At 70.6% G+C, this 21,185-nt stretch carries 14 protein-coding genes; 4 read left to right on the forward strand and 10 right to left on the reverse strand.

Annotation, left to right across the window (positions count from 1 at the left end; genetic code table 11):
- Window positions 1-22 precede the first annotated feature (22 nt).
- From OWM54_RS03325 to OWM54_RS03335, 3 genes are read right to left on the reverse strand one after another with little or no spacing between them, the layout of a single operon-like run.
- Window positions 23-2,584: a polynucleotide kinase-phosphatase gene (locus OWM54_RS03325; RefSeq protein WP_267696603.1), complete on the reverse strand. Its 2,562-nt coding sequence runs from the start codon at window positions 2,582-2,584 to the stop codon at window positions 23-25.
- A complete protein-coding gene (locus OWM54_RS03330; protein WP_223750142.1) occupies window positions 2,581-3,984 on the reverse strand; it encodes a 3' terminal RNA ribose 2'-O-methyltransferase Hen1 in 1,404 nt (467 codons plus the stop codon). Before OWM54_RS03330 ends, OWM54_RS03325 begins: the two co-directional genes overlap by 4 nt.
- On the reverse strand, window positions 3,985-4,998 hold the full coding sequence (locus tag OWM54_RS03335) for a hypothetical protein (protein ID WP_267696604.1): 1,014 nt from the start codon (window positions 4,996-4,998) through the stop codon (window positions 3,985-3,987). It lies immediately after the preceding gene.
- A gap of 174 nt (window positions 4,999-5,172) precedes the next feature.
- On the opposite strand from OWM54_RS03335, the gene OWM54_RS03340 reads away from it, so the two are divergent.
- The 3 genes from OWM54_RS03340 (at window position 5,173) to OWM54_RS03350 (ending at window position 10,570) form a co-directional block, all read left to right on the forward strand.
- Window positions 5,173-7,365, forward strand: coding sequence for a lamin tail domain-containing protein (locus OWM54_RS03340; protein ID WP_267696605.1), 2,193 nt, complete (start codon window positions 5,173-5,175; stop codon window positions 7,363-7,365).
- 84 nt (window positions 7,366-7,449) lie between these two features.
- Complete coding sequence (locus tag OWM54_RS03345) at window positions 7,450-8,733, forward strand: P1 family peptidase (RefSeq protein ID WP_267696606.1); 1,284 nt, start codon at window positions 7,450-7,452, stop codon at window positions 8,731-8,733.
- Window positions 8,734-8,869: 136 nt separating this feature from the next.
- Complete coding sequence (locus tag OWM54_RS03350) at window positions 8,870-10,570, forward strand: hypothetical protein (protein ID WP_267696607.1); 1,701 nt, start codon at window positions 8,870-8,872, stop codon at window positions 10,568-10,570.
- An 11-nt stretch (window positions 10,571-10,581) separates the two neighbouring features.
- Here OWM54_RS03350 and OWM54_RS03355 read toward each other — a convergent pair whose 3' ends face one another.
- From OWM54_RS03355 to OWM54_RS03365, 3 genes are all read right to left on the reverse strand, one after another.
- Window positions 10,582-12,339, reverse strand: coding sequence for a DUF885 domain-containing protein (locus tag OWM54_RS03355; protein WP_267701083.1), 1,758 nt, complete (start codon window positions 12,337-12,339; stop codon window positions 10,582-10,584).
- Between the two features lie 35 nt (window positions 12,340-12,374).
- A complete protein-coding gene (locus tag OWM54_RS03360; RefSeq protein WP_267696608.1) occupies window positions 12,375-15,329 on the reverse strand; it encodes a DEAD/DEAH box helicase in 2,955 nt (984 codons plus the stop codon).
- A 69-nt stretch (window positions 15,330-15,398) separates the two neighbouring features.
- On the reverse strand, window positions 15,399-17,435 hold the full coding sequence (locus OWM54_RS03365) for a membrane dipeptidase (RefSeq protein ID WP_223750209.1): 2,037 nt from the start codon (window positions 17,433-17,435) through the stop codon (window positions 15,399-15,401).
- A gap of 271 nt (window positions 17,436-17,706) precedes the next feature.
- Here OWM54_RS03365 and OWM54_RS03370 point away from each other — a divergent pair, with 271 nt between their 5' ends.
- The gene (locus OWM54_RS03370; protein ID WP_267696609.1) at window positions 17,707-19,167 is read left to right on the forward strand and encodes an amidase; all 1,461 of its coding nucleotides are present in this window, start codon (window positions 17,707-17,709) and stop codon (window positions 19,165-19,167) included.
- 179 nt (window positions 19,168-19,346) lie between these two features.
- On the opposite strand, the gene OWM54_RS03375 is transcribed toward OWM54_RS03370, so the two are convergent.
- The 4 genes from OWM54_RS03375 to OWM54_RS03390 are packed head-to-tail and all read right to left on the reverse strand — an operon-like array spanning window position 19,347 to window position 21,177.
- Window positions 19,347-19,829, reverse strand: coding sequence for a hypothetical protein (locus OWM54_RS03375; protein ID WP_267696610.1), 483 nt, complete (start codon window positions 19,827-19,829; stop codon window positions 19,347-19,349).
- A gap of 12 nt (window positions 19,830-19,841) precedes the next feature.
- Window positions 19,842-20,300, reverse strand: coding sequence for a hypothetical protein (locus OWM54_RS03380; RefSeq protein WP_223784736.1), 459 nt, complete (start codon window positions 20,298-20,300; stop codon window positions 19,842-19,844).
- Window positions 20,272-20,733: a hypothetical protein gene (locus tag OWM54_RS03385; protein WP_223750150.1), complete on the reverse strand. Its 462-nt coding sequence runs from the start codon at window positions 20,731-20,733 to the stop codon at window positions 20,272-20,274. Before OWM54_RS03385 ends, OWM54_RS03380 begins: the two co-directional genes overlap by 29 nt.
- Window positions 20,734-20,742: 9 nt before the next feature.
- Complete coding sequence (locus OWM54_RS03390; RefSeq protein ID WP_223750151.1) at window positions 20,743-21,177, reverse strand: acyl-CoA thioesterase; 435 nt, start codon at window positions 21,175-21,177, stop codon at window positions 20,743-20,745.
- Between the last annotated feature and the right edge of the window lie 8 nt (window positions 21,178-21,185).

The raw sequence follows: 21,185 nt of genomic DNA on the forward strand, positions 1-21,185 counted from the left end.
GGGGAGCGGGGCGGGCCCTCGGCTACAGCCGGGGGTCCACCGGTTCACTCTCCAGCGCGAGCACGCCGAAGACACACTCGTGCACGCGCCGCAGCGGCTCCCGGCGCACGAAGCGCTCCAGCGCCTCCAGGCCCAGTGACAGCTCCCGCATGGCCAGCGAGCGCTTGGTGGACACGCCCCGCTGGCGCAGGCGCGACAGGTGCTCGGGCGCGGTGTACTCGGGGCCGTAGATGATGCGCAGGTAGTCGGGCCCGCGGCACTTGATGGCCGGCTGGAGGTAGCCCTTCTTGCCACGCGCCACATAAGCCCGGGGCTTCACCACCATGCCCTCGCCGCCGTTCGCCGTCAGCGACTCCCACCACCGCGTCGCCGCCGCCACCTCCTCCGCGTCCGCCAGCGACACCACGCGATAGGGCGTGGCCACCAGCCACCCGGCATCCGCGCGGCACACCCTGGCCAGCGACTCCATGTGCCACACGTGGTCCTTGTCCGTGTGCACGGCGCCCTCCGTCGCCAGCAGGTGGAACGGCGCGAGCCGCACGTCCTCCAGCGAAGCCACCGGCCAGCAGTAGCGCCGATAGGCCGCGACATAGCGCCCCACGCCGTCCGCCTTGCGCTCGAAGCGGCTCACCAGCGCCGACATGTCCAGCCCCCGCGCCGCCGCCTGGGCCACCGCCTCCCGGGCCGCGCCCACCGAGGCCAACGCCGCCGCGCCCACCGCCGCGTACTGTTCGCGCACCAGCTCCCGCGCCTTCAGCGACCACGGCATCAGCTCGCAGTCCAGGCAGGCCCAGTCCGTCTGGTGCTCCCCCCAGAACCCGGAGGCGTCGAAGGCCGCGCCCAGCCGCGCCAGGAACGCCGCCTCCAGCGCCTCGTCCTGGAAGAACCGCCGCCCGGTCCGCGTGTAGCACGCGCCCCGCTCGTCCCCATCGAGTCCGAAGCGCCGCCGGCCCACGTCCGCGTCGCGGCACAGCACGACGACGGCGCGCGAGCCCATGTGCTTCTCCTCGCACACCACCTCCAGCACGCCCTCGCGCTGGTAGTAGGCGAACGCCTCCTCCGGGTGCTCCAGGAGCCCGGGGCGCGCGCTCGTCTCCGACGGCGACATGGTGGGCGGCAGGTAGATGAGCCACTTGGGGTGCACCGCGAAGCGGCTCATCACCTCCAGCGCGGCCGCGGCGTTCTCCTCGCGGAGGGTGATGTTGCGCATCAGCCCCGTGGTCACGATGCGCTTGCCCAGCACGTCCGCCACGTCGAGCACGTCGTCGTCCTGCTGCTGCGCCGTCAGCGCGGCGGGAGCGCCTCCGATGCCCGGCGGCCTGCGCGCCTCGCAGTACACGCGCGCCGCCTGCACGGAGCACAGCTCCCGCTCCGGATAGCGCAGCGCCGTCAGCTTCCCGCCGTAGACACAGCCGGTGTCCACGCAGAGCGTGTTGTTGAGCCACTCGGCCTCCGGCACGGGCGTGTGGCCGTAGACCACCATCGCCTTGCCCCGGTACTCGGAGGCCCAGTCGTGGCGGACGGGCAGCCCGTACTCGTCCGTCTCGCCCGTCGTCTCGCCGTAGAGCGCGAAGTCGCGCACCTTGCCCGAGCCGCGCCCCTGCATGGACTCCTTGAGCCCCGCGTGCGCGACCACGAGCCTTCCACCGTCCAGCACGTAGTGGGACACCAGCCCGTCGATGAACTTCACCACCTGGGCGCGGAACTCCGGAGGCTCGCGCTCGAGCTGCTCCATCGACTCCGCGAGGCCGTGGGACAGCTTGACGTCACCGCCCCGCAGCTTCCGCATCAGCTTGATTTCGTGGTTGCCCGGCACGCACAGCGCCGTGCCCGCCTCCACCATCCCCATCACCAGCCGCAGCACCCCGACGACTCCCGGCCCCCGGTCCACCAGGTCGCCCAGGAACACCACCTTGCGGCCCTCGGGCGGGCGCACGTCGAAACCGGGGTCCCCCACCGGTTGGGGCGTGACGACGTAGCCCAGCTTCGTCAGCAGCAGCACCAGCTCGTCCAGACACCCGTGGATGTCGCCGATGATGTCGAAGGGCCCCGTCTCCTGCTTGCGGTTGTTCCACAGCGGCTGACGCTCGATGACCAGGTCCTCGAGCTGCTCGGGCTTGAGGATGTGGACGTGGCGGAAGCCCTCGCGCTCCAGGCCGCGCAGGGACTGGCGCAGCTGCTGGAGCTGGTGGCGCACCACCCGGAGCCCGAACTGGCGGTTGGGCCGCAGCGCGTTGCGCGCGTGGCAGGTGGCCTCGGGCACGTCCAGGACGATGACCACCGGCAGCACGTGGTACTCGCGCGCCAGGGCCACCAGCGGCTTGCGCGCCTCGGGCTGGGTGTTGGTCGCGTCGATGACCGTCAGCCGGCCGCGCGCCAGCCGCTTCGCCGCGATGAAGCGCAGCACGTCGAACGCGTCGCGCGTCGCGTCCTGGTCGTTCTCGTCGTCGGACACGAAGCCGCGGCAGGTGTCGGACGAGAGGACCTCCGTCGGGAGGAAGTGCTTGCGCGCGAAGGTGGACTTGCCGGCGCCAGAGGGGCCGACGAGCAGGACCAGGGACAGCTCGGGAAGGGAGATTTTCATCGTGTGAACACCGCCATCTGGGTCGGCGCGCCGACCTCCGCATCCAGCGTCCCGACGGGCACGAAGCGCACGCCGTAGCCGAAGCGCTCCGCCTGCCGCCGCGCCCAGGACTCGAACTGCGCCCGCGTCCACTCGAAGCGGTGGTCCTTGTGCCGGAACGCGCCCGGGGCCAGGCCCTCGAAGCGCACGTTGTATTCCGCGTTGGGCGTCGTCAGCACCACGACGCCCGGACGCGCCCACTCGAACAGCACCCGCTCGAACGCGGCCAGCCGGGACGGCTCCAGGTGCTCGATGACCTCCACCACCGTCGCGGCGTCATGGCCCGAGAGCCGCGCGTCCCGGTACAGCAGCGAGCCTTGCAGCAGCTGGATGCGCTGACGTTGGAGGTCGGGGAGCCGCTCCAGCTTCAGCCGCTCGGCGGCGACCTCCAGCGCCCGCGTGGACACGTCCATGCCGGTGATGCGCGTGAAGCGACGCTCCTGGAGCAAGGCCCGCAGGAGCTTGCCCTCGCCGCAGCCCACGTCCACCACCGACGCCGCGCCCTGCTCGACGAGCGCCGTCAGCACGGCCTCCCGCCGCTGCTCGTCCAGGCTGACCCGCCGCTCCAGCGTGGCCTCGGCCTCGTCGCGGGCCGTCTCGACCGCGTCCGTCACACCGGTGTCCTCGCCCTCCAGCAGACGCGACATCGCCTCGCGCGCGAGGCTGCGCTGGTGGCGCAGGTAGCGCCGCGTGATGACCTCCCGCTCCGGATGCGACGCGAGCCAGCCCTCGCCGTGGCGCAGGAGCTTGTCGATCTCATCCTCCGTCACCCAGTAGTGCTTGTCGTCGTCCAGCACCGGCACCAGCACGTACAGGTGGCTGAGCAGGTCCGACAGCGGCTTGTCCCCCTGGAGCGTCACCGTGAAGTAGCGGCTGGGCCCCCACTCCGGCACCGTCTCGTCGAGCACATGGCGGGTGGCTGTCACGGTGTAGCCGAGCGGCTCGAAGAGGCGCCGCAGGAAGGGCTCGCCTCCACGACACGGCAGCACGGACAGCCGCGCGGTGAGCGGCAGCGCCCGGGACGCCAGCTCGGGCCGCTCGCGGCTGCGGCCGGAGAGGGCCGCGCCGAAGACGCGCGAGAGCGCCACGCTCAGGAACGACGAGGCCACGTAGGGGCGGTCATTGACGTACTGCTCCAGCGCGCCGCCGTCGCCGGAGGGGCCCTTGCGCTCGCGCACCAGCGCCACCGGGTCCACCTCCAACAGGAGCGCGGCCGTGCAGCGCTGCTCGGTCGCCTCCGGGTAGAAGACGTGCGCCGTGCCGAACGACACGTCGAACGACTGGGGCTTGTGCGGGCTCTTGTGCAGCAGGTAGCCCAGGTCCGTCGCGGGAGAGTGGGTCGTCGAGAGTGTCAGGAGCATTCAGTGCCAGACCCGGGCCGAGGCCACGAGGGTGTCGAGGTCGATGCGAAACGCGCGAGTGCCTTCGCCGCCATACAACCAGGGCCCACGCCCGCGCATCCACGTGGGCTGCCAGCGCTCGCCGTCCGGGTCCACGAAGACGAAGGTCCCCGCGGAGGCCAACGTCTTCTCGCGGCGACCGTGCAGCACGTACAGCTCGAACTGGGAGCGCGCCGAATACGAGCCGCCGAACAACACGTGCGTAGAGCCCACCGCCATCGCGCTCGCTCCCGCGACGGGTGTCTTCCAGGTCACCGGCTTCGCGCCGTCGCGCAGCCGCACCAGCGGGAAGTCCGTGTAGAAGTACAGCCAGGTCTCGTCGTCCGACGCGACGTTGAGCGCATAGCAGTCGATGATGATGTCCGTCCCGGCGGCGCGCGGGTCGAACTCACTCAAGCGCCGCCCCATCGCATCGAATTGCACCAGCCCGCTGCGGCCGATGGGCTCGCTGTCGATGTCACCCTGACCCCAACCCCGGTTGCCGAGCACACCTTCGTCGAAGTAGCTCACCCACAGCCGACCATCGCCCGTGGCCTGGATGTCCTGGATGCCATCACCGAGCGTCAGTTCGCGCCGGGCCACGCCTTGTCGCGAGTAGACGATGGCGTTGCGCGCGTGGGCGTCCTTGTCCACGTAGGCGCACCGGGCCCCCGCCAGCAGCAGGTCTCCATCGGGCAGGGGTTGGACGAAGTGGAAGTTGAGGCGCTCGGGTGGAAGGAGGATGGACTCGGGCTCGGCGTCTGGGGAGGGATAGCGCAGGACCTCGTAGGACTGCGGAGCGTCCGCGTGGGACTTGGCGAACGAGGCACCTCCTGGAGTGAAGGACATCCGGTCGTCGCGCTTGCCGTCCAGTGCCACGAGCCACAGGTCGAGGTCGGGCCCAACTCCCTGCGCCACCACCTCCCGGCCCGCCAGGGCCTCCGAGAAATCGACGAAACACGGCACCTCGAGATGGGTCAACTCGCGTTCTGACATGGCTTTTTCCTGGTCTGGGAACCGAGCTCGGGGGGGGCCGGTTTCGAGGCCGCAGACGCCAGGTCCGGAGGGGACCTGACGCTCCCCGCGGGCGCACACCTCCCCCCATGACAGGCACTCGCGCTACAGTGGAAACACCCCCCGCGCGCTTCGTTCCCAGTTTCGGAGCACTTCATGTTTCCGCATCGCGCCCTCGCGCCGCTGCTCGTTCTCCTCGCATTGGCTGCTTGCTCGTCCGACCCCAAGCCGGGTCCGGACACCGACCCCACCGACCAGACCGATGCGGGGCACACCACCGATGGTGGCCCGCGCCCGGACGCGGGCTTCGAGCCTGATGGAGGTCCCCTTCCCGACTCCGGCACGGACATCGACGCGGGCCCCATCCCCGACTCCGGCACGGACATCGACGCGGGCACGCTCCCCGACTCCGGCACGCTCCCCGACGCCGGCACGCTCCCCGACGCTGGCCCCGAGCCGCTCGTCGTCACCACCACGTCGCTGCCGCAGGCCGCCCGGGGCAAGCCGTACTTCCACTCGCTCGCCGCGTCCGGCGGCATCGGGTCGGTGACCTGGAGCATCACCCTCGGCGCGCTGCCGGACGGACTCCAGCTCGCATCCTCGAGCGGCGACCTCTCCGGGACGCCCACCATCGCGGGCAGCTTCGACCTCGTCGTCACCGCGACGGACGGCGAGCAGCGCACCGCCTCGCGCTCGCTGACGTTGACCGTCACCGCGCCAACGCCCGCCATCCTCAAGCTGGGCCAGTACAACCTCACCTACTTCGGCTCCGACACCCAGGGCCCTCCCGACGCGCAGCAGGTGGAGAAAGCGCGCGACGTGATGCTCGAGGTGGACGCCAACCTGTGGGCCCTGGTCGAGATGGTCGACGCCAATGACTTCCAGGCCCTCAAGAGCCAGCTGCCACGCTTCCGGGGCTTCCTCGCCAACGACCCCGCCTACGTGACGGGCAGCACCTCGCCGTACGGCGCCTCCTCGCAGAAGCCAGGAATCCTCTACGACAGCTCCCTCACCTTCCAGCACGCGGAGCTGCTGCGCCTGGGAGACCTGAACGACTTCGCCAACCGCCCGCCCCTGCGCGTGGACTTCCTCACCGAAATCCAGGGCACCCGGACGCCGCTCACCGTCATCGTCGTGCACATGCGCGCGGAGAGCGCCGACCCCACCGGACCTCGCGCCGCGCGGGAGCGCGCGAGCGCCGCGCTCAAGACGTACCTGGACCAGAACCTCGCCGGCCAGCACGTGTTCGTGGTGGGCGACTGGAACGACGACGTGGACGAGTCCATCACCCTGGACCCGGACACCCAGCAGCCCCTGCCCACGCCGTACCAGAACTTCGTCTCCGACGCGGAGCACTACACCTTCATCACCCGCGAGCTGTCGCTCGACGGCGAGGCCACCTCCATCGGCTTCGAGAACGTCGTCGACCACACCCTGGCCAGCGGCCCGCTCGCCGCCCGCCATGTCCCCGGCTCCACCGAGGTCATCCACGCCGACGAGTGGGTGCCCGACTACCTGGAGACGCTCAGCGACCACCGCCCCGTCGTCAGCAGCTACGCGCTCAGCTCGGTGACCCAGCCCTTCATCCGCATCGAGGAGCCCGTGGGAGGCCAGAATCCGCACCCGCCCGGCAGCCCGCTCGAGGTGCTCTGGCACGCCTGGGGTGTCGACCACGTGCACCTGGACGTCTCCATGGACGGCGGCGCGACCTGGGCCCGCGCGGAGCTCTTCCTCTCCGCGGCCGTGGGGAGGACCACCTGGACGCTCCCCTCCACCGCGACGAGCAACCTCCGCGTGCGCCTGGTGGACACGTCCGACGCGAGCCTGTTCGACGTGAACGACGCGCCCATCGTCGTGGCCGAGCCCTCGGGCCGCGTCATCATCAACGAGGTGCTCGCCAACGAGCCGCTCATCAACAACACCAACAACGTCGCCTACGAGTTCGTGGAGCTGGTCAACGTCGGCGGCGGCCCGGTGGACCTCTCCGGCTGGAGCGTCTCCGACTCGGCGCTCTCCCGGCACGTGTTCCCCGCGGGCACGACGCTGGCGGCGGGCAAGGCGCTGGTCGTGTTCGGCGGCGCCGCGGGCATCCCCCCGGGGCGGACGAACGCCGTGGTGGCCAGCACCGGAGCCCTGGGCCTGTCCAACAGCAGCGACACCGTCTCCGTGCGCCGGCAGGACGCCACCCTCGTGGACCAGTACGCGTACTCCTCCACCGTGGACAACCTCTCCGACAACCGCTCGCCGGACGCGGACCCGAACGTCACCACGTTCAAGCCGCACAACGTCGTGTCCCCCACGGGCCTCACCTCGTCGCCGGGTCTGCGCGCGGACGGCACCGCGTTCTGACGCGGTGCGAGGGCGCCCGGAATGACGCGGGCGCCCTCATCCCCGCGCTACACGACCACCGCGCGGAGGAGTAGGAAGCGGTGCATGCGCACCCTGCTCTCCTCTTCCGTGCTGCTGTCGCTGCTGCTGACTCCCACGCTCGGCGCCGCCCAGGCCGAGCGCCCCAGGCCTCGAGCCAGGGACCTGGGCATCACCTTCGGGGGGCAATCAGGCCCCCTCAACGCCATCACCGACGTGCCGGGCGTGGAGGTGGGCCACACCACGCTCATCTCCGGCCAGGGCCGCATCGAAGCGGGCAAGGGCCCCGTGCGCACCGGCGTCACCGCCGTGCTGCCCCGAGGCAAGGCCAACGTGGGCGAGCCCGTCTTCGCCTCCACCTACGCCCTCAACGGCAACGGCGAGATGACCGGCACGCACTGGATTCAGGAGTCCGGTGAGCTCAACGGCCCGGTGATGATCACCAACACCAACGACATCAGCGCCGTGCGCGAGGCCGTCATCACCTGGGCGGTGAAGAAGGACCTCGCGTGGGACCTGGGCCTGCCCGTCGTCGCGGAGACGTGGGACGGCATGCTGCACGACGTATATGGCTTCCACGTCAAGCCCGAGCACGCGCACCAGGCGCTCGAGACGGCGCGCACCGGCCCCGTCCCGGAGGGCTCCGTGGGCGGCGGCACGGGCATGGTGTGCCACAACTTCAAGGGCGGCATCGGCACCGCGTCGCGCAAGCTGCCCGAGTCCGCTGGCGGCTACACGCTTGGGGTGCTGGTGCAATGCAACTACGGCTCGCGCCGCCTCTTCTCCGTCGAGGGCGTGCCCGTGGGTGAGGAACTCCCGGACCAGCGGCCGTGCTTCCTCGGCTCCCAGAAACCCAGCAGCCCCATGATGCAGGCGGTGCCGTCCTGCGACGCGAAGGGCGCCCCGTCCAAGGTACCCAACCCCTTCGAGGGCGCGGGCTCCATCATCGTCATCGTCGCCACGGACGCGCCGCTCCTGCCCCACCAGCTCAACCGGCTCGCCCGCCGCGTGCCGCTGGGCATCGCCAAGATGGGCGGCCTGGGTGAGAACTACTCGGGCGACATCTTCCTCGCCTTCTCCACCCAGCACCTGAAGCCGCCGACCCAGGCACACGTCGCCAACGTGGCGGTGCTCGGAAATGATCGCCTCAACCCCCTCTTCGCGGCCACCGTCCAGGCCACGCAGGAGGCCATCCTCAACTCCATGCTGGCCTCCGACACCATGACCGGGGCGGACAACATCCGCGTCTTCGGCCTGCCGCACGACGGCCTGGTCAAGGCGATGAAGAAGTACGGACGGCTCAAGCCCGCCGCGCCCGCGCCGGCGACCCGCAAGACGGCGAAGCCCTGACCGGACTCGGGCGGCGGCTCGCATGGGCTCCAGGCGGCCACTCGGAGACCCACCCGCCGTCGCCCGGGCCACAGTCATTCTTTGTCATGCAAGTATCGAGTGACGACATTGTCACGTCCGTGATTAAGGAACGGGAATGCGCTTCTCGTTCTTCGCGACTTCCACCACCCTGAAGAAGCTCTATGCCCCCGAGATGTCCAAGGTCCTCCTGGCCGGAGGATTCAATGGATACTGGAACTTCGGGGACATCCTCATGCTGCAGGGCGCCGTGCGCTGGCACCTGGGGCGCAAGGAGTCGGCGGTCGTCTCCATCCACGAGCTGGGGCGGGTGCAGGACGCGCAGTACCTGCGTCAGCTCCCCGTGGTGCTCGGGACGGAGGACTTCGTCTTCTTCTCCTCGGACAGCGGGGACACCGCGTCCACCAAGGCCCGGGAGCTGGGCCTGGAGCCCGTGTCGCCCACGCGCCTGAGGGGCGCGGCCCGGCTGCACGTCTATGGCGGCGGCTACTTCAATGGCCGCTGGGGCGACGGGATGCTGTCGCTCGTGGAGTCGCTGCTGCACGCCTGGCTGCCGGGGCACTACGTGCTGTCGGGGCTGCAGGTCGGTCCGGAGTTCGCGAGCCGGCTGGCCGCGCACGCGCACCAATGGCAACCGCTGCTGCTCGGGTGTCGGGACCCCGAGTCCGTCCAGGCGTTGGTGGAGCATGGCGCCCCGGCGCTCCTGTCCGGGGATGACGCGCTCGAGGAACTGGACCGCGCGGCCCAGGAGGCCTCGCGTCAGGAGCCCCGGACGAAGGCGCCCGGTCGCTTCGCGCTGCACATGAACCTGTCCACCTACGCGTATACGGACCCCGGCGTGGACCCGGACTCGCTGCCGCCTCCCGCCGCGACGATGAACGAGCAACTCCAGGCGCTGCGCGCGCACTTCGGCGAGGCCGCGGCGCCGGTGGTGCTCAATGCGTATATCGACGAGCGCCCCGTGGTGGAGGACAGCCTCGCGGCCATGCGCAAGACGGCCTTCACGGAGCACTTCCCGCAGGCGGACGTGGTGGACCTGGTGGGGCTGCTCTTCCAGGGGCGCCTGTCCCAGGCGGTGGAGCGCATCCGCGAGTGCGAGGCGCTCGTCGCGTCCTCGTACCACGTGACGCTGCTGGGCAAGGTGTCCGGCGTGCCCAGCCACCTGTTCGCCTTCAACGAATACTACCGGCAGAAGAAGGCGGGGCTGGCCGAGTCGGAGGCGTCGCTGAAGGACTTCCTCGACGGCGGCCTGCCATCGTCGGTGGAGCGCGGCGGCGCATACATCGAGGAGCAGCGGAGGCTCCGGCGCGAGTGGCTGTCACGGCTGGAGGCGAGCCTCGCGCAGCCGGTGGCCAACGTGAACTGGGTGTCGCGCGCGGCGACGTGGCTGGAGGAGGTCCGCGCCGAGCTGCGGCAGGAGAAGCAGCTGCGCACCGAGGAGACCCACGCGACGCGCTCCGCGCTCGAGGAGCTCCAGGCGCGCCACCACGCCCTGCTCGCGCGCTGCGAGGCGGGTGAGGCGCGGGTGAGGGAGCTGGAGCAGCAGCTCGCCCACCGGGACGCGGAGGGCACGGCGCTCAGGGGAGAGCTGCACGGCGTGCGCGAGCTGCTCGCGTCGAAGGAGTTCGAGCTCGAGTGCTCCACGAGGCGCGAGGAGGAGCTGCGCGCCAGCTACGAGGCCCTGCTCACCACCGAGCCGCCCCTGCGCCACCGACTGGTGGATGACCTGAATGACCGGCTCATCAAGTCCGCCGGAGGCCAGCGCGCGCACCGGGCCATCAAGCACCTGGTGCGCGTCACCGTGGGGCGCGGCAAGTAGCCCGCGCTCCCCTACTTCGCGAGGGCCTTCTGGCGGGCCACCCACGCGTCCACCTTGCGCTCGAGCACGTCGAGCGGCAGCGAGCCGCTCAGCAGCACCACGTCGTGGAACTCGCGCACGTCGAAGCGCTCACCCAGCGAGGCCTCGGCGCGGGTGCGCAGCTCGCGAATCTTGAGCTGCCCCACTTTGTACGCCAGCGCCTGTCCCGGCCAGGCGATGTAGCGGTCCACCTCGTTGGTGATGTCCAACGCCTGGCGGGGCGCGTTCTCCATGAAGTAGTCGAGCGCCTGCTGACGCGTCCACTGCTTCGCGTGCATGCCCGTGTCCACCACCAGCCGCACCGCGCGCCACATGTCGTACGAGAGCTGGCCGAACTTGTCGTACGGGTTCTCGTACAGGCCCATCTCGTCGCCGAGCGTCTCGCAGTACAACGCCCAGCCCTCGCCGTACGCCACGTAGTAGCCGAAGCGGCGGAAGTCCGGCAGCGCCGTCTGCTCGGTGGCCAGGGACGTCTGCAGGTGATGCCCGGGCACGGCCTCGTGCAGCGTGAGGGGCACCATCTCCCAGTGCGGCCGCGTCTCCGGACGGTACAGGTTCACCAGGTACGTGCCAGGGCGCGAGCCGTCCGAGGAGCCCGCGTAATAGAAGCCCGTCGTCACGTCCGGCGCCATGGCCTCCGGCGTCGGCTCCACCGCGTACGGCTGCCGGGGCAGCGTCTTGAACAGCCGCACCAGCAGCGGGTCGATCTGCTTGGCCAGGCTCCGGTAGCGCATCAACAGCTCTTCACCGGTGCGCGAGTAGAAGCGCGGGTCCGTGCGCAGGAACTGGAAGAACTCCGGCAGCGTGCCCTTGAAGCCCGTGCGCTTCATGATGGCGTCCATCTCCGCCCGGATGCGCTTCACCTCCGACAACCCGAGCGCGTGGATCTCCTCGGGCGTCAGCGACGTGGTGGTGAACCGGCGCGCGAAGAAGCCGTACGCGGCCTCGCCGTCGGGGAACTGCCAGATGCCCACCGCCTCGGGCGCTCCGGGCAGGTACTCCTCGACCAGGAAGCGGTGGAAGGCACGCAGCGCGGGCACCACGCCCTCGCGCACCGCCTTCTGCCCCGCCGCCGCCAGACGCTGCTGGTCCTGGGCGGACAGCTTCGCGGGGAAGCGCAGGAAGGGCGTGTAGAAGCCGCTCTTCGTCGGGTCCTCCACCAGTTGCCGCTCGATCTGCGGCGGCACGCGCTGGAGGATGACGCGCGGGTGCACCTTCTTCTGGCGCACCCCCTCGCGCATCAGCGCCGTCACCTGCTCCACGTAGGTCCGAAAGCCCTCCAGCCGGGCCACCCAGTCCTCGTAGTCCTTCACCGTGTCGAAGCGCAGCGTGTCCGCGAGCTGGTAGGCCGTCTGCACGCCCGGAGGCTGGCGGATGCCCTCGGGGATGCCGCCCACCTGGTTGACGGGCAGCAGGTGCCAGCCGAAGCGGAACTCCTCCAGCCACGTCTCGTGCTCCTTGCGGAACAGGTCCAGGTTGAGCTGGTCCTCCTCGGACAGCTTCGCGCGGTCCACCTTCTTCAGCTGCTCGAGCACCTGGCGCGAGTGCGTGTTGTCCGCCTGGAGCGCGGTGAGGCTCAGGTCATCCCAGCGCGTGTTCCAGCGCCGGTCTCCGGCGACGGACGCGTACGTCGGGCTGCGCTCCAGCTGGTATTGCCAGTCGCGCTCGAGGATGGTGCGCAGCGTGGTGGCCGCGTCCTGCTTCTTGGCTTCGGCATCCATGGACAGCATCAGGAAGAACCCCAGGGTGAGTCCGAGCAACCGCTTCACGAGAACAGCTCCAGCAGGTCTTCACGGGTGATGGCCGCCGCGCCGCCGGCCTCGCTCAGCGCGGCCTCCATCAGCGCGCGCTTCTTGTCCTGCAGCCCGAGGATGCGCTCCTCGACGGTGCCCTGCGACACCAGCCGGTAGACGTTCACGGGCCGCTCCTGGCCGATGCGATGCGCGCGGTCCGCCGCCTGCGCCTCCGCGGCCGGGTTCCACCACGGGTCCACCAGGAACACGTGGTCGGCCGCCGTCAGGTTCAAGCCCGTGCCGCCCGCCTTCAGCGACATGAGCAGCACCGGCGGGCCATCGTCCGCCTGGAAGCGCGCCGTCACCTCGCCCCGGTTCGCCGTGCTGCCGTCCAGCCGGTCGAAGCCGATGCCCGCGCGCTTGAGCGCCGGCTCGATGAGGTCCAGCAGCGACGTCCACTGCGAGAACACCAGCGCCTTGTGGCCCTCCGACACCGCCGTGTCGAGCGCCTCCACGAGCGTGTCCACCTTCGACGACGAGGTGGCCTTCTGCCCGGGCACCAGCGCCGGGTGGCACGCGGCCTGACGCAGGCGCAGGAGCGCCTCCAGCGCCTTGAGCACGCTGCCGCCCTCGTTGAGCAGGGCCACCACCTCCGCGCGCGTGGCCGCCATCACCGCGTCGTAGATGGAGCGCTCGCGCTCATCCAGCGACACGTGCATCACCGACTCGATGCGCGGCGGCAGCTCCGGCGCCACGTCGCGCTTGAGGCGGCGCAGCACGAAGGGACGGATGCGGCGGCGCAGCTCGCTCGCGGCGCCCGCGTTGCCCTCGGAGATGGGGCGCGCGAGCTTCTCCTCGAACTGCCGCCGTCCGCCGAGCAGGCCCGGGTTGGTGAAGTGCATCAGGCTCCACAGCTCGTCCAGGCGGTTCTCCAGCGGCGTGCCGCTGAGCGCCAGCCGGAAGCCGGACTTGATGCCGAAGGCGGCGCGCGCCACCTGGCTCTCCGGGTTCTTGATGGCCTGCGCCTCGTCCAGCACCACCATGGCCCAGTCCTGCGCGCCCAGCACCGCCGCGTCCAGGCGCAGGATGGAATACGTGGTGAGCGTCACGTCCGCCGCCGCGTCCAGCGCGCGGCCGGGGCCGTGGTAGACGCAGACCTTCAGCGAGGGACGGAAGCGCTTGAGCTCCGCCGCCCAGTTGGGCAGCACGCTGGTGGGGCACACCACGAGCGAGCCCTTTCCCAGGACGCAGATGGTCTGGAGCGTCTTTCCCAGGCCCATGTCGTCCGCGAGGATGCCGCCCAGGCCCGCGCTCTTGAGGAAGCCCAGCCAGCTCACGCCCGTCTGCTGGTAGTGGCGCAGCGACGCGTTGAGCTCCTCCGGCAACACCGGCGGCGGCAGCTTCTCGAAGCCCTCGACGAGCGGCGCCAGCTTGTCCAGGCCCGGCGGAGGCGGCTGCTCCAGCGTCTCGCACAGCTGCGACAGCTGCGGCAGCGCGTGGTTGGACACGCGGCCATCCGACTGACGCGCGGCCAGGAGGTCCGCCACGCGCTGGCCGTTCTTCTCCAGCCACGCGCGAGGCAAGGGCGCCCAGCCCCCGCCCACCAGCGGCACCAGGCCCAGCCCCTCCTGCCACGCGCGCACCACCGCGGCCGCGTCCACCGAGCGCGTCTCGCCGCCCTTGCCCCCCTCCACCTGGAAGTCGAGCGTGAAGCGCACCTCCGGCACGCCGAGCGCGTTGGTGGCACCCTCCACGGACAACGAGGGCTTGAGCCGCACGTCCGGGCTCACCACCGACGCGCCGTCACCGGCGAGGTCCCCGCCCCACCGCCGCAGCTTGTCCGCCCAGCGCACCATCTCCGGCGCCTGCACCGTCACCCGGCGGCCCGGCACCAGGTTCAGCTCCTCGCGCAGCTCGTGCACCAGGCGCTGCTCCACGGCCTCGTCGCGCAGCGGCACCGCGCCGCGCAGGTACACCATGCGGCCGTTGTCGATGCGCACCGCCGGCGGCGCGCCGTAGACCAGCGTCGGCAGCACCGACAGCCCGGACTCCAGCTGGTGCAGCTCCAGCAGGATGCGCGGCTTGAGCTCGCGGTCGATGGACGGCACCCGCTTCGTGCGCACGTCCACGGGCATGCGACGCCCCAGCTCCGGCAGCACCTTGGAGGTCAGCTCGCCGAGCTGCTCCGCGCCGTAGGTGCGGACGATGGGCAGGTTGTTGAGCCACGGGCCCGTCATGCCCGTCTCGCCCAGCCGCGCCAGCGCGTCCCCCACCAGCGCGACGCCGGGGCTCACCACCTCCGTCACGCGGGAGTCCCTCGCCACCGTCACCACCAGCTGCCCGCCACGCTCCTCCACCAGCGCCCGGGGCACGACGACCTCGTCGGGGATGGCCACGGGGCGGCCATCGAGCAGCACGTTGCGCGCCTGCACCAGGACCTTGAGCAGCGCCTCCAGCGTCTCGGGGGCCAGGGCGCCGCGCGTGCGGCGCTGCTCGAGGATGCGGTCGGCCAGCAGGTCGGCCTGCTCCACCTGGAGCTGCGCGGCCTGCGCCGGCTTCGCCATGTACGAGGCGAGGCTGCCGTCGAGCGCCTCCTCGCGTCCGTCCGCGTGGGCCAGCGTGCGCTTGAGCTGGAGGCCGTCGCCCGTGCGCGCGAAGTGGTACACCACGCGCGACCAGCGGGTGGCCGCCGTCTCCATGGGCGCGTCCGTCTTCTCCGCCTGCTGGAGCGACAGGGCCGCGGCCACCACGTGCTCGCACGGGTCCACGCGGCTGGGGCAGTCACACTCCCAGGCCTCGTCGGCCGGATAGAGCGTCACCGTGAAGGGAACCGGGCGCCCCGACGAGCGCACCCTCAGCTCCAGCTCGCTCTCCGTCTTCGACTGGAGGACCACCGCCCCGGCGCGGGAGAGGTTCACTCCGTTGGACCAGATACCGGGGCGGGCTTCCTTCCGGACGGCTTCGAGCAGTTGGACGGTGGCGGACATAGGGGATGGGAACTCCCTACGCCCCCGGGGTGCGCCGCGCAACGGCGATGCGCACCCCGGCCCCCCGGCTCAGCCGCAGGTCAGCGTCCAGCGGCAGCTACCCGACAAGCACTCCTTCCCGTACAGGCAGGTGGCCCCTCGGGCCTTCTTCGGCTGGCACTTGCCGCTGTTGAGACCCCAACCACAGTACTGCGTCGACGCGCAGTCGGCCTCCTCGTCGCAGATGCAGGTGCCGGAGCTGTTGCAGCCGGACGCGGTGCACGCGTCGCTGATGCACTCCTCCTTGAAGCGGCAGGACTCGCCCACGGCCTTGGAGTCCGGCGCGTAGCGCACGCCGCACAAGAGCGGGTACTGCGTCTCGCGGGTGGCCTTGTCCACGTAGGTGGCCACGCCGCTGGTGTCGATGTCCGCCGCCGCGTCCGCCATGCCCGTGCGCGGGTTCACGGCGCGCTCCCACGTCTTCAGGAACGTCTCCGCCGAGCCCGACAGGCCCGCGGTGTTCGCGCCCACGCGGCCCAAATCCTTGAGCAGGTCCGGCAGGTAGCCCACGTGCGCGAGGCCGTACTCGTCGAAGCCCGTGCCCAGGCGCGTGGGGCCGGCGACGTTCTGCTGCCGCAGGTGCGCGTCCGCCTCCGCCTGGAACGTGGCCGAGCATGCGCCGTTGTTGCCGAAGCGCGGACGGGTCTGCTGGATGAAGCCGTTCAGGTCCGCGCCGAAGGCCATGGGCACCTTGAGGCCCTGGCGGCCGAACTCGACCGCCTGCGCCAAGGAGCGCGTGGAGCCGTGGCAGTTGTTGGCCACGCCCGAGCGCGAGTACGTGCGCGTCTCGTCATGCGCCGTGCGCAGGCCGAAGATGCCGCCCGTCTGGCGCAGGTAGCGCACCACCCACGCGGGCGTGGTCTTCTCGTCGTCCGCCAGCTTCGGGTTCATCACCTCGCGGAAGTGGCCGTGGGAGATGACCAGCGGGTAGTACGTGTTCGCCTGCGCCAGGGCGAAGGCGTCCTGCAGGCCCTTCTCCGACAGGTGCGCCACGTCGATGAGCATCCCGCGGCTCATCATCGCCTGCACCAGCGCCTTGCCGTCCGCGGTGAGGCCCTTGGTGTTGCGGCAGTTGCCCGCCGCGTCGCGGTACACGTCGAAGCCGAGCGTCATCGTGTCCGTCGTCACGCCGCAGTCGGTGTCCACGTGGCACGTCTCCAGGAACTGCGCGGCCTGGAAGATGGCGTTGTGCAGCGCCGCGCCGCCGAAGCGGTTGTCCAGCTGGTGCACCGGCTGGAGCGAGCGCACACCCAACGAATAGAAGCGGTCCAGCTCCGTGCGCCAGTCCTTGGTGCCGAACAGCTTGCTCGTCTCGATGGAGAGCACCATGGCGAGCTTGCCGGAGGCGATGATGTTGCGCGCGTGCGAGGGCGTCAGGGCGATCTCCACCCAGTCGTTGCGCGCGTCGAAGTCACGCGCCATCTGGAGCTGGAGCTCCACGTCCACCATCTCGTCGCACGGCCGCGAGATGTTCTGGTACGGCAACACCTTGCAGAGGAACTCGTTGCTGACCAGCGACACCATCACCAGCGACATGCCGCCCTGGTGCGCCTGCCGCAGCCACCCCTCCCACGACTGCTGATGGGCGATGGTGTCCCAGCGCGGCCACTGGGTGTTGACGGACATGCGGCCCAGGTGGATGCCGGTGTCGCCCTCGGTGCCCTCAATCTTGCCGATGAACTCCGAGCCCACCGCGCCGCCCAGGCCGAAGAGCGCCGCGAGCAGCGGGTTGCCGCCCAGGTTGATGCCTCCCGAGTTCGGGCACAGGTTGAGCAGGTTGCTCAAGTCCATGCGCACGCGGGCGTGGTCGCTCTCCGGAAGGCCGCCGTCACAGCTCGTCAGCGAGCCGGTGTGGCTGCCGTGGAACCAGCCACCGCCGAAGGCCTCCTCCGCGAACATGTGGTGGTGCAGCTCCGCGAAGCCCGGGGCCGTCAGCGGCTGGGATTCGGACTCGGTCGCGGGCGCTTCGGACGGCGCCTCCTCCTGCACGGGACCGCAGGCGAGCCCCAGACACAGGCTCAAGGGAAGAAGGGCCAGGACACCCTGGCGTCGATGACGCGGGGACATGAACATAAGCGGGGGATTCCTTCTCGGGATGCGGGCGGATGGCTCCGCGGCCGCGGTGGTGAGGATACTCCTCGCTCAACGCGCATTTCGAGCCGCGTCCGTGCTGCTTGAAACATTCGGTGACAGTTGTCGCCGCCTTGCGTCATCGGCTTCGCGTGGTGGTGCGGTGGCGACCCGGCGCGGCGCGCGCGAGCAGCGGCGAGAGGGGTAGCGGTATCCTCTCGCGCCGCACCTGGGCCGCGTCCCGTCGGCCGGTGCGCCACGAGGACTCATGCACCTGGACGACTACACGCGATACGACGCGCTGGGGCTGGCGGAGCTGGTGCGTCAGAAGGAAGTCAGCCCCGACGAGCTGCTGCGCGCGGCGCTGGAGGCCATCGCCCGCGTCAATCCGAAGCTGAACGCGGTCATCGACGTCCGGGAAGCCGACGCGCGCGAGGCCTTGAAGCGGGGGGTGGCCGATGGGCCCTTCCGTGGGGTGCCCTTCCTCATCAAGGACCTGGTGGTGCACGCCGCGGGAATCCCCACGGAGCTGGGCAGCCGGCTGGCGCGTGGCCTGGTGCTCCCGCATGACACGGTGTTGATGGAGCGCTATCGCCGCTCGGGCATGGTGCTGATGGGGCGGACGAACACGCCGGAGTTCGGCAACAACGCGACCACGGAGCCGGTGACGTACGGCCCCACGCGCAACCCGTGGGACCTGTCGCGCAGCCCGGGTGGCTCGAGCGGCGGCTCGGCGGCGGCGGTGGCGTCGGGCATCGTCCCGGTGGCGCACGGCAACGATGGCGGCGGCTCGCTGCGCATCCCGGCCTCGCTGTGCGGTGTGTTCGGCTTGAAGCCCACGCGCGGGCGCGTCTCGGTGGGTCCGGACGGGGGCGACGCGGTCAACGGCCTGGGCATCGAGCATGTCATTACCCGCTCGGTGCGCGACAGCGCGGCGATGCTGGATGCCACGCAGGGCGCGGCGCCGGGTGACCCGTACTACGCGCCGCCGCCGGAGCGGCCGTTCCTGGAGGAGGTGCGTCGGGAGCCGGGGAAGCTGCGCATCGCGATTTCACGCAAGGCGGCGTCGGGCGTGCCGGTGCACCCGGACAACGTGGCGGCGGTGGAGGACGCGGCGAAGCTGTGCGCGTCGCTGGGGCACGACATCGTGGAGGCCGCGCCCGTCTACGACGACGCGGTCCTGGTGGAGGCCATGGTGTCGGTGTGGTGCGCGAGCAACGCGGCGCTCGCGGAGATGCTCGGCGGGGCGCTGGGGCGCACGCTGGGGCCGGACACACTGGAGGCCACGACGTGGGCCGCCGTGGAGCACGGACGGCGTCTGCGCGCGCTGGACCTGCAGGCGGCGTTCGCGGTCTTCAACCAGGTGAGCCGCGTGGTGGGCGCGTTCTTCGTGGACCACGACGCGCTGCTGACGCCCACCGTGGCCGTGCCGCCCTACCCGCTCGGCGTGCTGGACTCGAACAAGCCCATGGGCGCGGGCGAGTGGTACCGGCACGTCTTCACGCTGATTCCCTTCACGCCGCTCTTCAACGTGACGGGACAGCCGGCCATGTCCGTGCCCCTGCACTGGAACGCGCAGGGTCTGCCCATCGGCGTGCAGTTCGTCGGCCGCTTCGCGGAGGAGGCCACCCTGTTCCGGCTCGCGGGCCAGCTGGAGCACGCCCGCCCCTGGTCCGTGCGCAGGCCGCCCGTGCACGCGGCGCAGGCGCCGGAGAACCTCTCCGCCTGACCCAAAGCCGGAGTGGGCGCGCTCCACCCCCTGGTAGCGACCGGCCCCCGATAAAAACCGTCGGGTCATCCAGCTCCCGGCCCTGTCCATCCAGCGGGGCTCCCAAGGACCAGGTGCCTGGCTGCACGGCGTCGGGGAGCCGGAAGTATCGGGTCAGCCTGACGGACATCCTAGCGACCTCACTCGCCTCGAGACGGAAACTGTCGAAGCCCAGGCTCCAGGCGCGGCAGGTATCGGCCGAGTCCATCCATCACCAGGGCCTCGATTCGGACCACGGTCCGGTCGGGCCCGATGACGAGCGTCTCGACGCGCTGGAACTGGGAGGTCTCACGCCGCCGCTCCTTGATTTCAGACCAGGGGATGAGCAGCGGCGGATGGAACGGTGTGAAGCTGGGCATCATCGCGAGATAGAGCCCCGCTTCACTCGCGCCCACCGTCAGGCAGCGGTTGTAGTGCGTCCAGCCCATCCGCCCGGTCGACATCTTCATGAACAGGTCCGGCCGGGGCGCGCTCGTCCGGTAGCGCTTCGCGAGCCCGGACCAGCCGCCCTTGACCGACGCGAAGAACGAGATGCCCACGAGGCCCAGCACGAACAACGGAGGAAACAGCCAGCCCGGTAAGGCCCCCGTCGCCAGCAGGAGCATGTCTCGTGACTCCAGCATCTGAATCCCTCCTCACTCGCCCCGGCGCGGAGCACGCGCCCAGAGCACATCCCAGGTCAGCTCCAACCCCGCGGAGCCGGGGGTCTCGATGACGACCTGCACCTCGGTGGCCGCCACCTGTGCCCCCTCCGCCCTGGCCCGATTGAAGAGCTGCTGGAGCAGCTTCGGCCCATCGACATACGTCGCGAAGAGGAACCCCGAGGCGCCCACCGGCGTCAGCGGCTCCGCCTCCGGAGAGTCCACCCCCAACCCCCACGCGGCCAGCAGCTCGTCGTACAGCTCATCCAGGTCATACAGCGGCGCATGAATCCCCAGCGCGCCACAGCCACACTCCCACCCGAAGCTCCCCGCCAGCGCGCCCTCCTCGAGCAGCCGCCCCTTCGCCGGCGCGGCGCACAGCCCGCACGACACCGGGGGCACCTCCCCCACCAGCTCCCGCTGCTCATCGAAGACGAGTCTGAACGCGTCCATCGCGGCCGTCCTCCAGGTAGGGAGTGAGCGACTCCATCGCGGACGAGGGAACCGTCAGCCGAAGGTGCGTCGGGCCGAGGAGGAGCGTGTCGGTCCACCAGAACAGGAACTGCTTGCGCTCCCACGCACGAATCTCCGACCAGGGGATGCGCAGCGGGGAATGGGAGAGCCGCAGCGGCAGGATGGGACACAGGTAGAGCCCTCGCGCGTCGCCTCCCATCCGGAGACAATTGTTATACGAGGTCCACCCCAACCGGGCCGAGCGCAACCACCGCATCGACTCGGGCCGGTCCTCGGTGTCCGTCGCGAAGTCCCGCGCCAGCCCACGCCAGCCACTCATCCACGACAAGCCCCACATCACGAACGCGAACCACAGCGCCGCGAGCGGCAGGATGAGCACGAGAGCAGGACCTGACAGGGACAGGGACGCCATGACACCTCCCTAGGCGGGCGCTACCAACCGCGAAAGCGCTTCTCTCAATCGCTCGGGAATCGCCGTGGACTTGCGCGTCTGTCGGTCCACGAACACATGGACGAAGTGGCCGTGGGCCGCGGCCTCCGCCTCGCCCTCCTTGAAGATGCCAATCCCATACGTCACCGAGCGCGTGCCCAGCTTGTCCACCCGCAGCCCCGCCCGGAGGCGGTCCGGATACGCAAGCGGCGCGCGGTACTGGCACTTCGACTCCACCACCAACCCGATGATGGGGCTCGCGTGGATGTCCAGCCCCCCCTCGTGGATGAGGTAGTGGTTCGCCACGGTGTCGAAGTAGCTGTAGTACGTGACGTTGTTGATGTGACCGTAGACGTCATTGTCCATCCACCGCGTGGTGATGGGCAGGAAGTAGGTGTAGCGCTCGGCGGTCTCGACGTCACTCACGGCACAAT

The sequence above is a fragment of the Myxococcus sp. MISCRS1 genome (assembly GCF_026626605.1).
Classification (GTDB): Bacteria; Myxococcota; Myxococcia; order Myxococcales; family Myxococcaceae; genus Myxococcus; species Myxococcus fulvus.

Excerpts from the sequence above, each read along its gene's own strand:
- OWM54_RS03325 (WP_267696603.1), bottom strand. The coding sequence starts at position 2,584 with ATGAAAATCTCCCTTCCCGAGCTGTCCCTGGTCCTGCTCGTCGGCCCC.
- OWM54_RS03330 (WP_223750142.1), bottom strand. The coding sequence starts at position 3,984 with ATGCTCCTGACACTCTCGACGACCCACTCTCCCGCGACGGACCTGGGC.
- OWM54_RS03335 (WP_267696604.1), bottom strand. The coding sequence starts at position 4,998 with ATGTCAGAACGCGAGTTGACCCATCTCGAGGTGCCGTGTTTCGTCGAT.
- OWM54_RS03340 (WP_267696605.1), top strand. The coding sequence starts at position 5,173 with ATGTTTCCGCATCGCGCCCTCGCGCCGCTGCTCGTTCTCCTCGCATTG.
- OWM54_RS03345 (WP_267696606.1), top strand. The coding sequence starts at position 7,450 with ATGCGCACCCTGCTCTCCTCTTCCGTGCTGCTGTCGCTGCTGCTGACT.
- OWM54_RS03350 (WP_267696607.1), top strand. The coding sequence starts at position 8,870 with ATGCGCTTCTCGTTCTTCGCGACTTCCACCACCCTGAAGAAGCTCTAT.
- OWM54_RS03355 (WP_267701083.1), bottom strand. The coding sequence starts at position 12,339 with ATGCTGTCCATGGATGCCGAAGCCAAGAAGCAGGACGCGGCCACCACG.
- OWM54_RS03360 (WP_267696608.1), bottom strand. The coding sequence starts at position 15,329 with ATGTCCGCCACCGTCCAACTGCTCGAAGCCGTCCGGAAGGAAGCCCGC.
- OWM54_RS03365 (WP_223750209.1), bottom strand. The coding sequence starts at position 17,435 with ATGTCCCCGCGTCATCGACGCCAGGGTGTCCTGGCCCTTCTTCCCTTG.
- OWM54_RS03370 (WP_267696609.1), top strand. The coding sequence starts at position 17,707 with ATGCACCTGGACGACTACACGCGATACGACGCGCTGGGGCTGGCGGAG.
- OWM54_RS03375 (WP_267696610.1), bottom strand. The coding sequence starts at position 19,829 with ATGCTGGAGTCACGAGACATGCTCCTGCTGGCGACGGGGGCCTTACCG.
- OWM54_RS03380 (WP_223784736.1), bottom strand. The coding sequence starts at position 20,300 with ATGGACGCGTTCAGACTCGTCTTCGATGAGCAGCGGGAGCTGGTGGGG.
- OWM54_RS03385 (WP_223750150.1), bottom strand. The coding sequence starts at position 20,733 with ATGGCGTCCCTGTCCCTGTCAGGTCCTGCTCTCGTGCTCATCCTGCCG.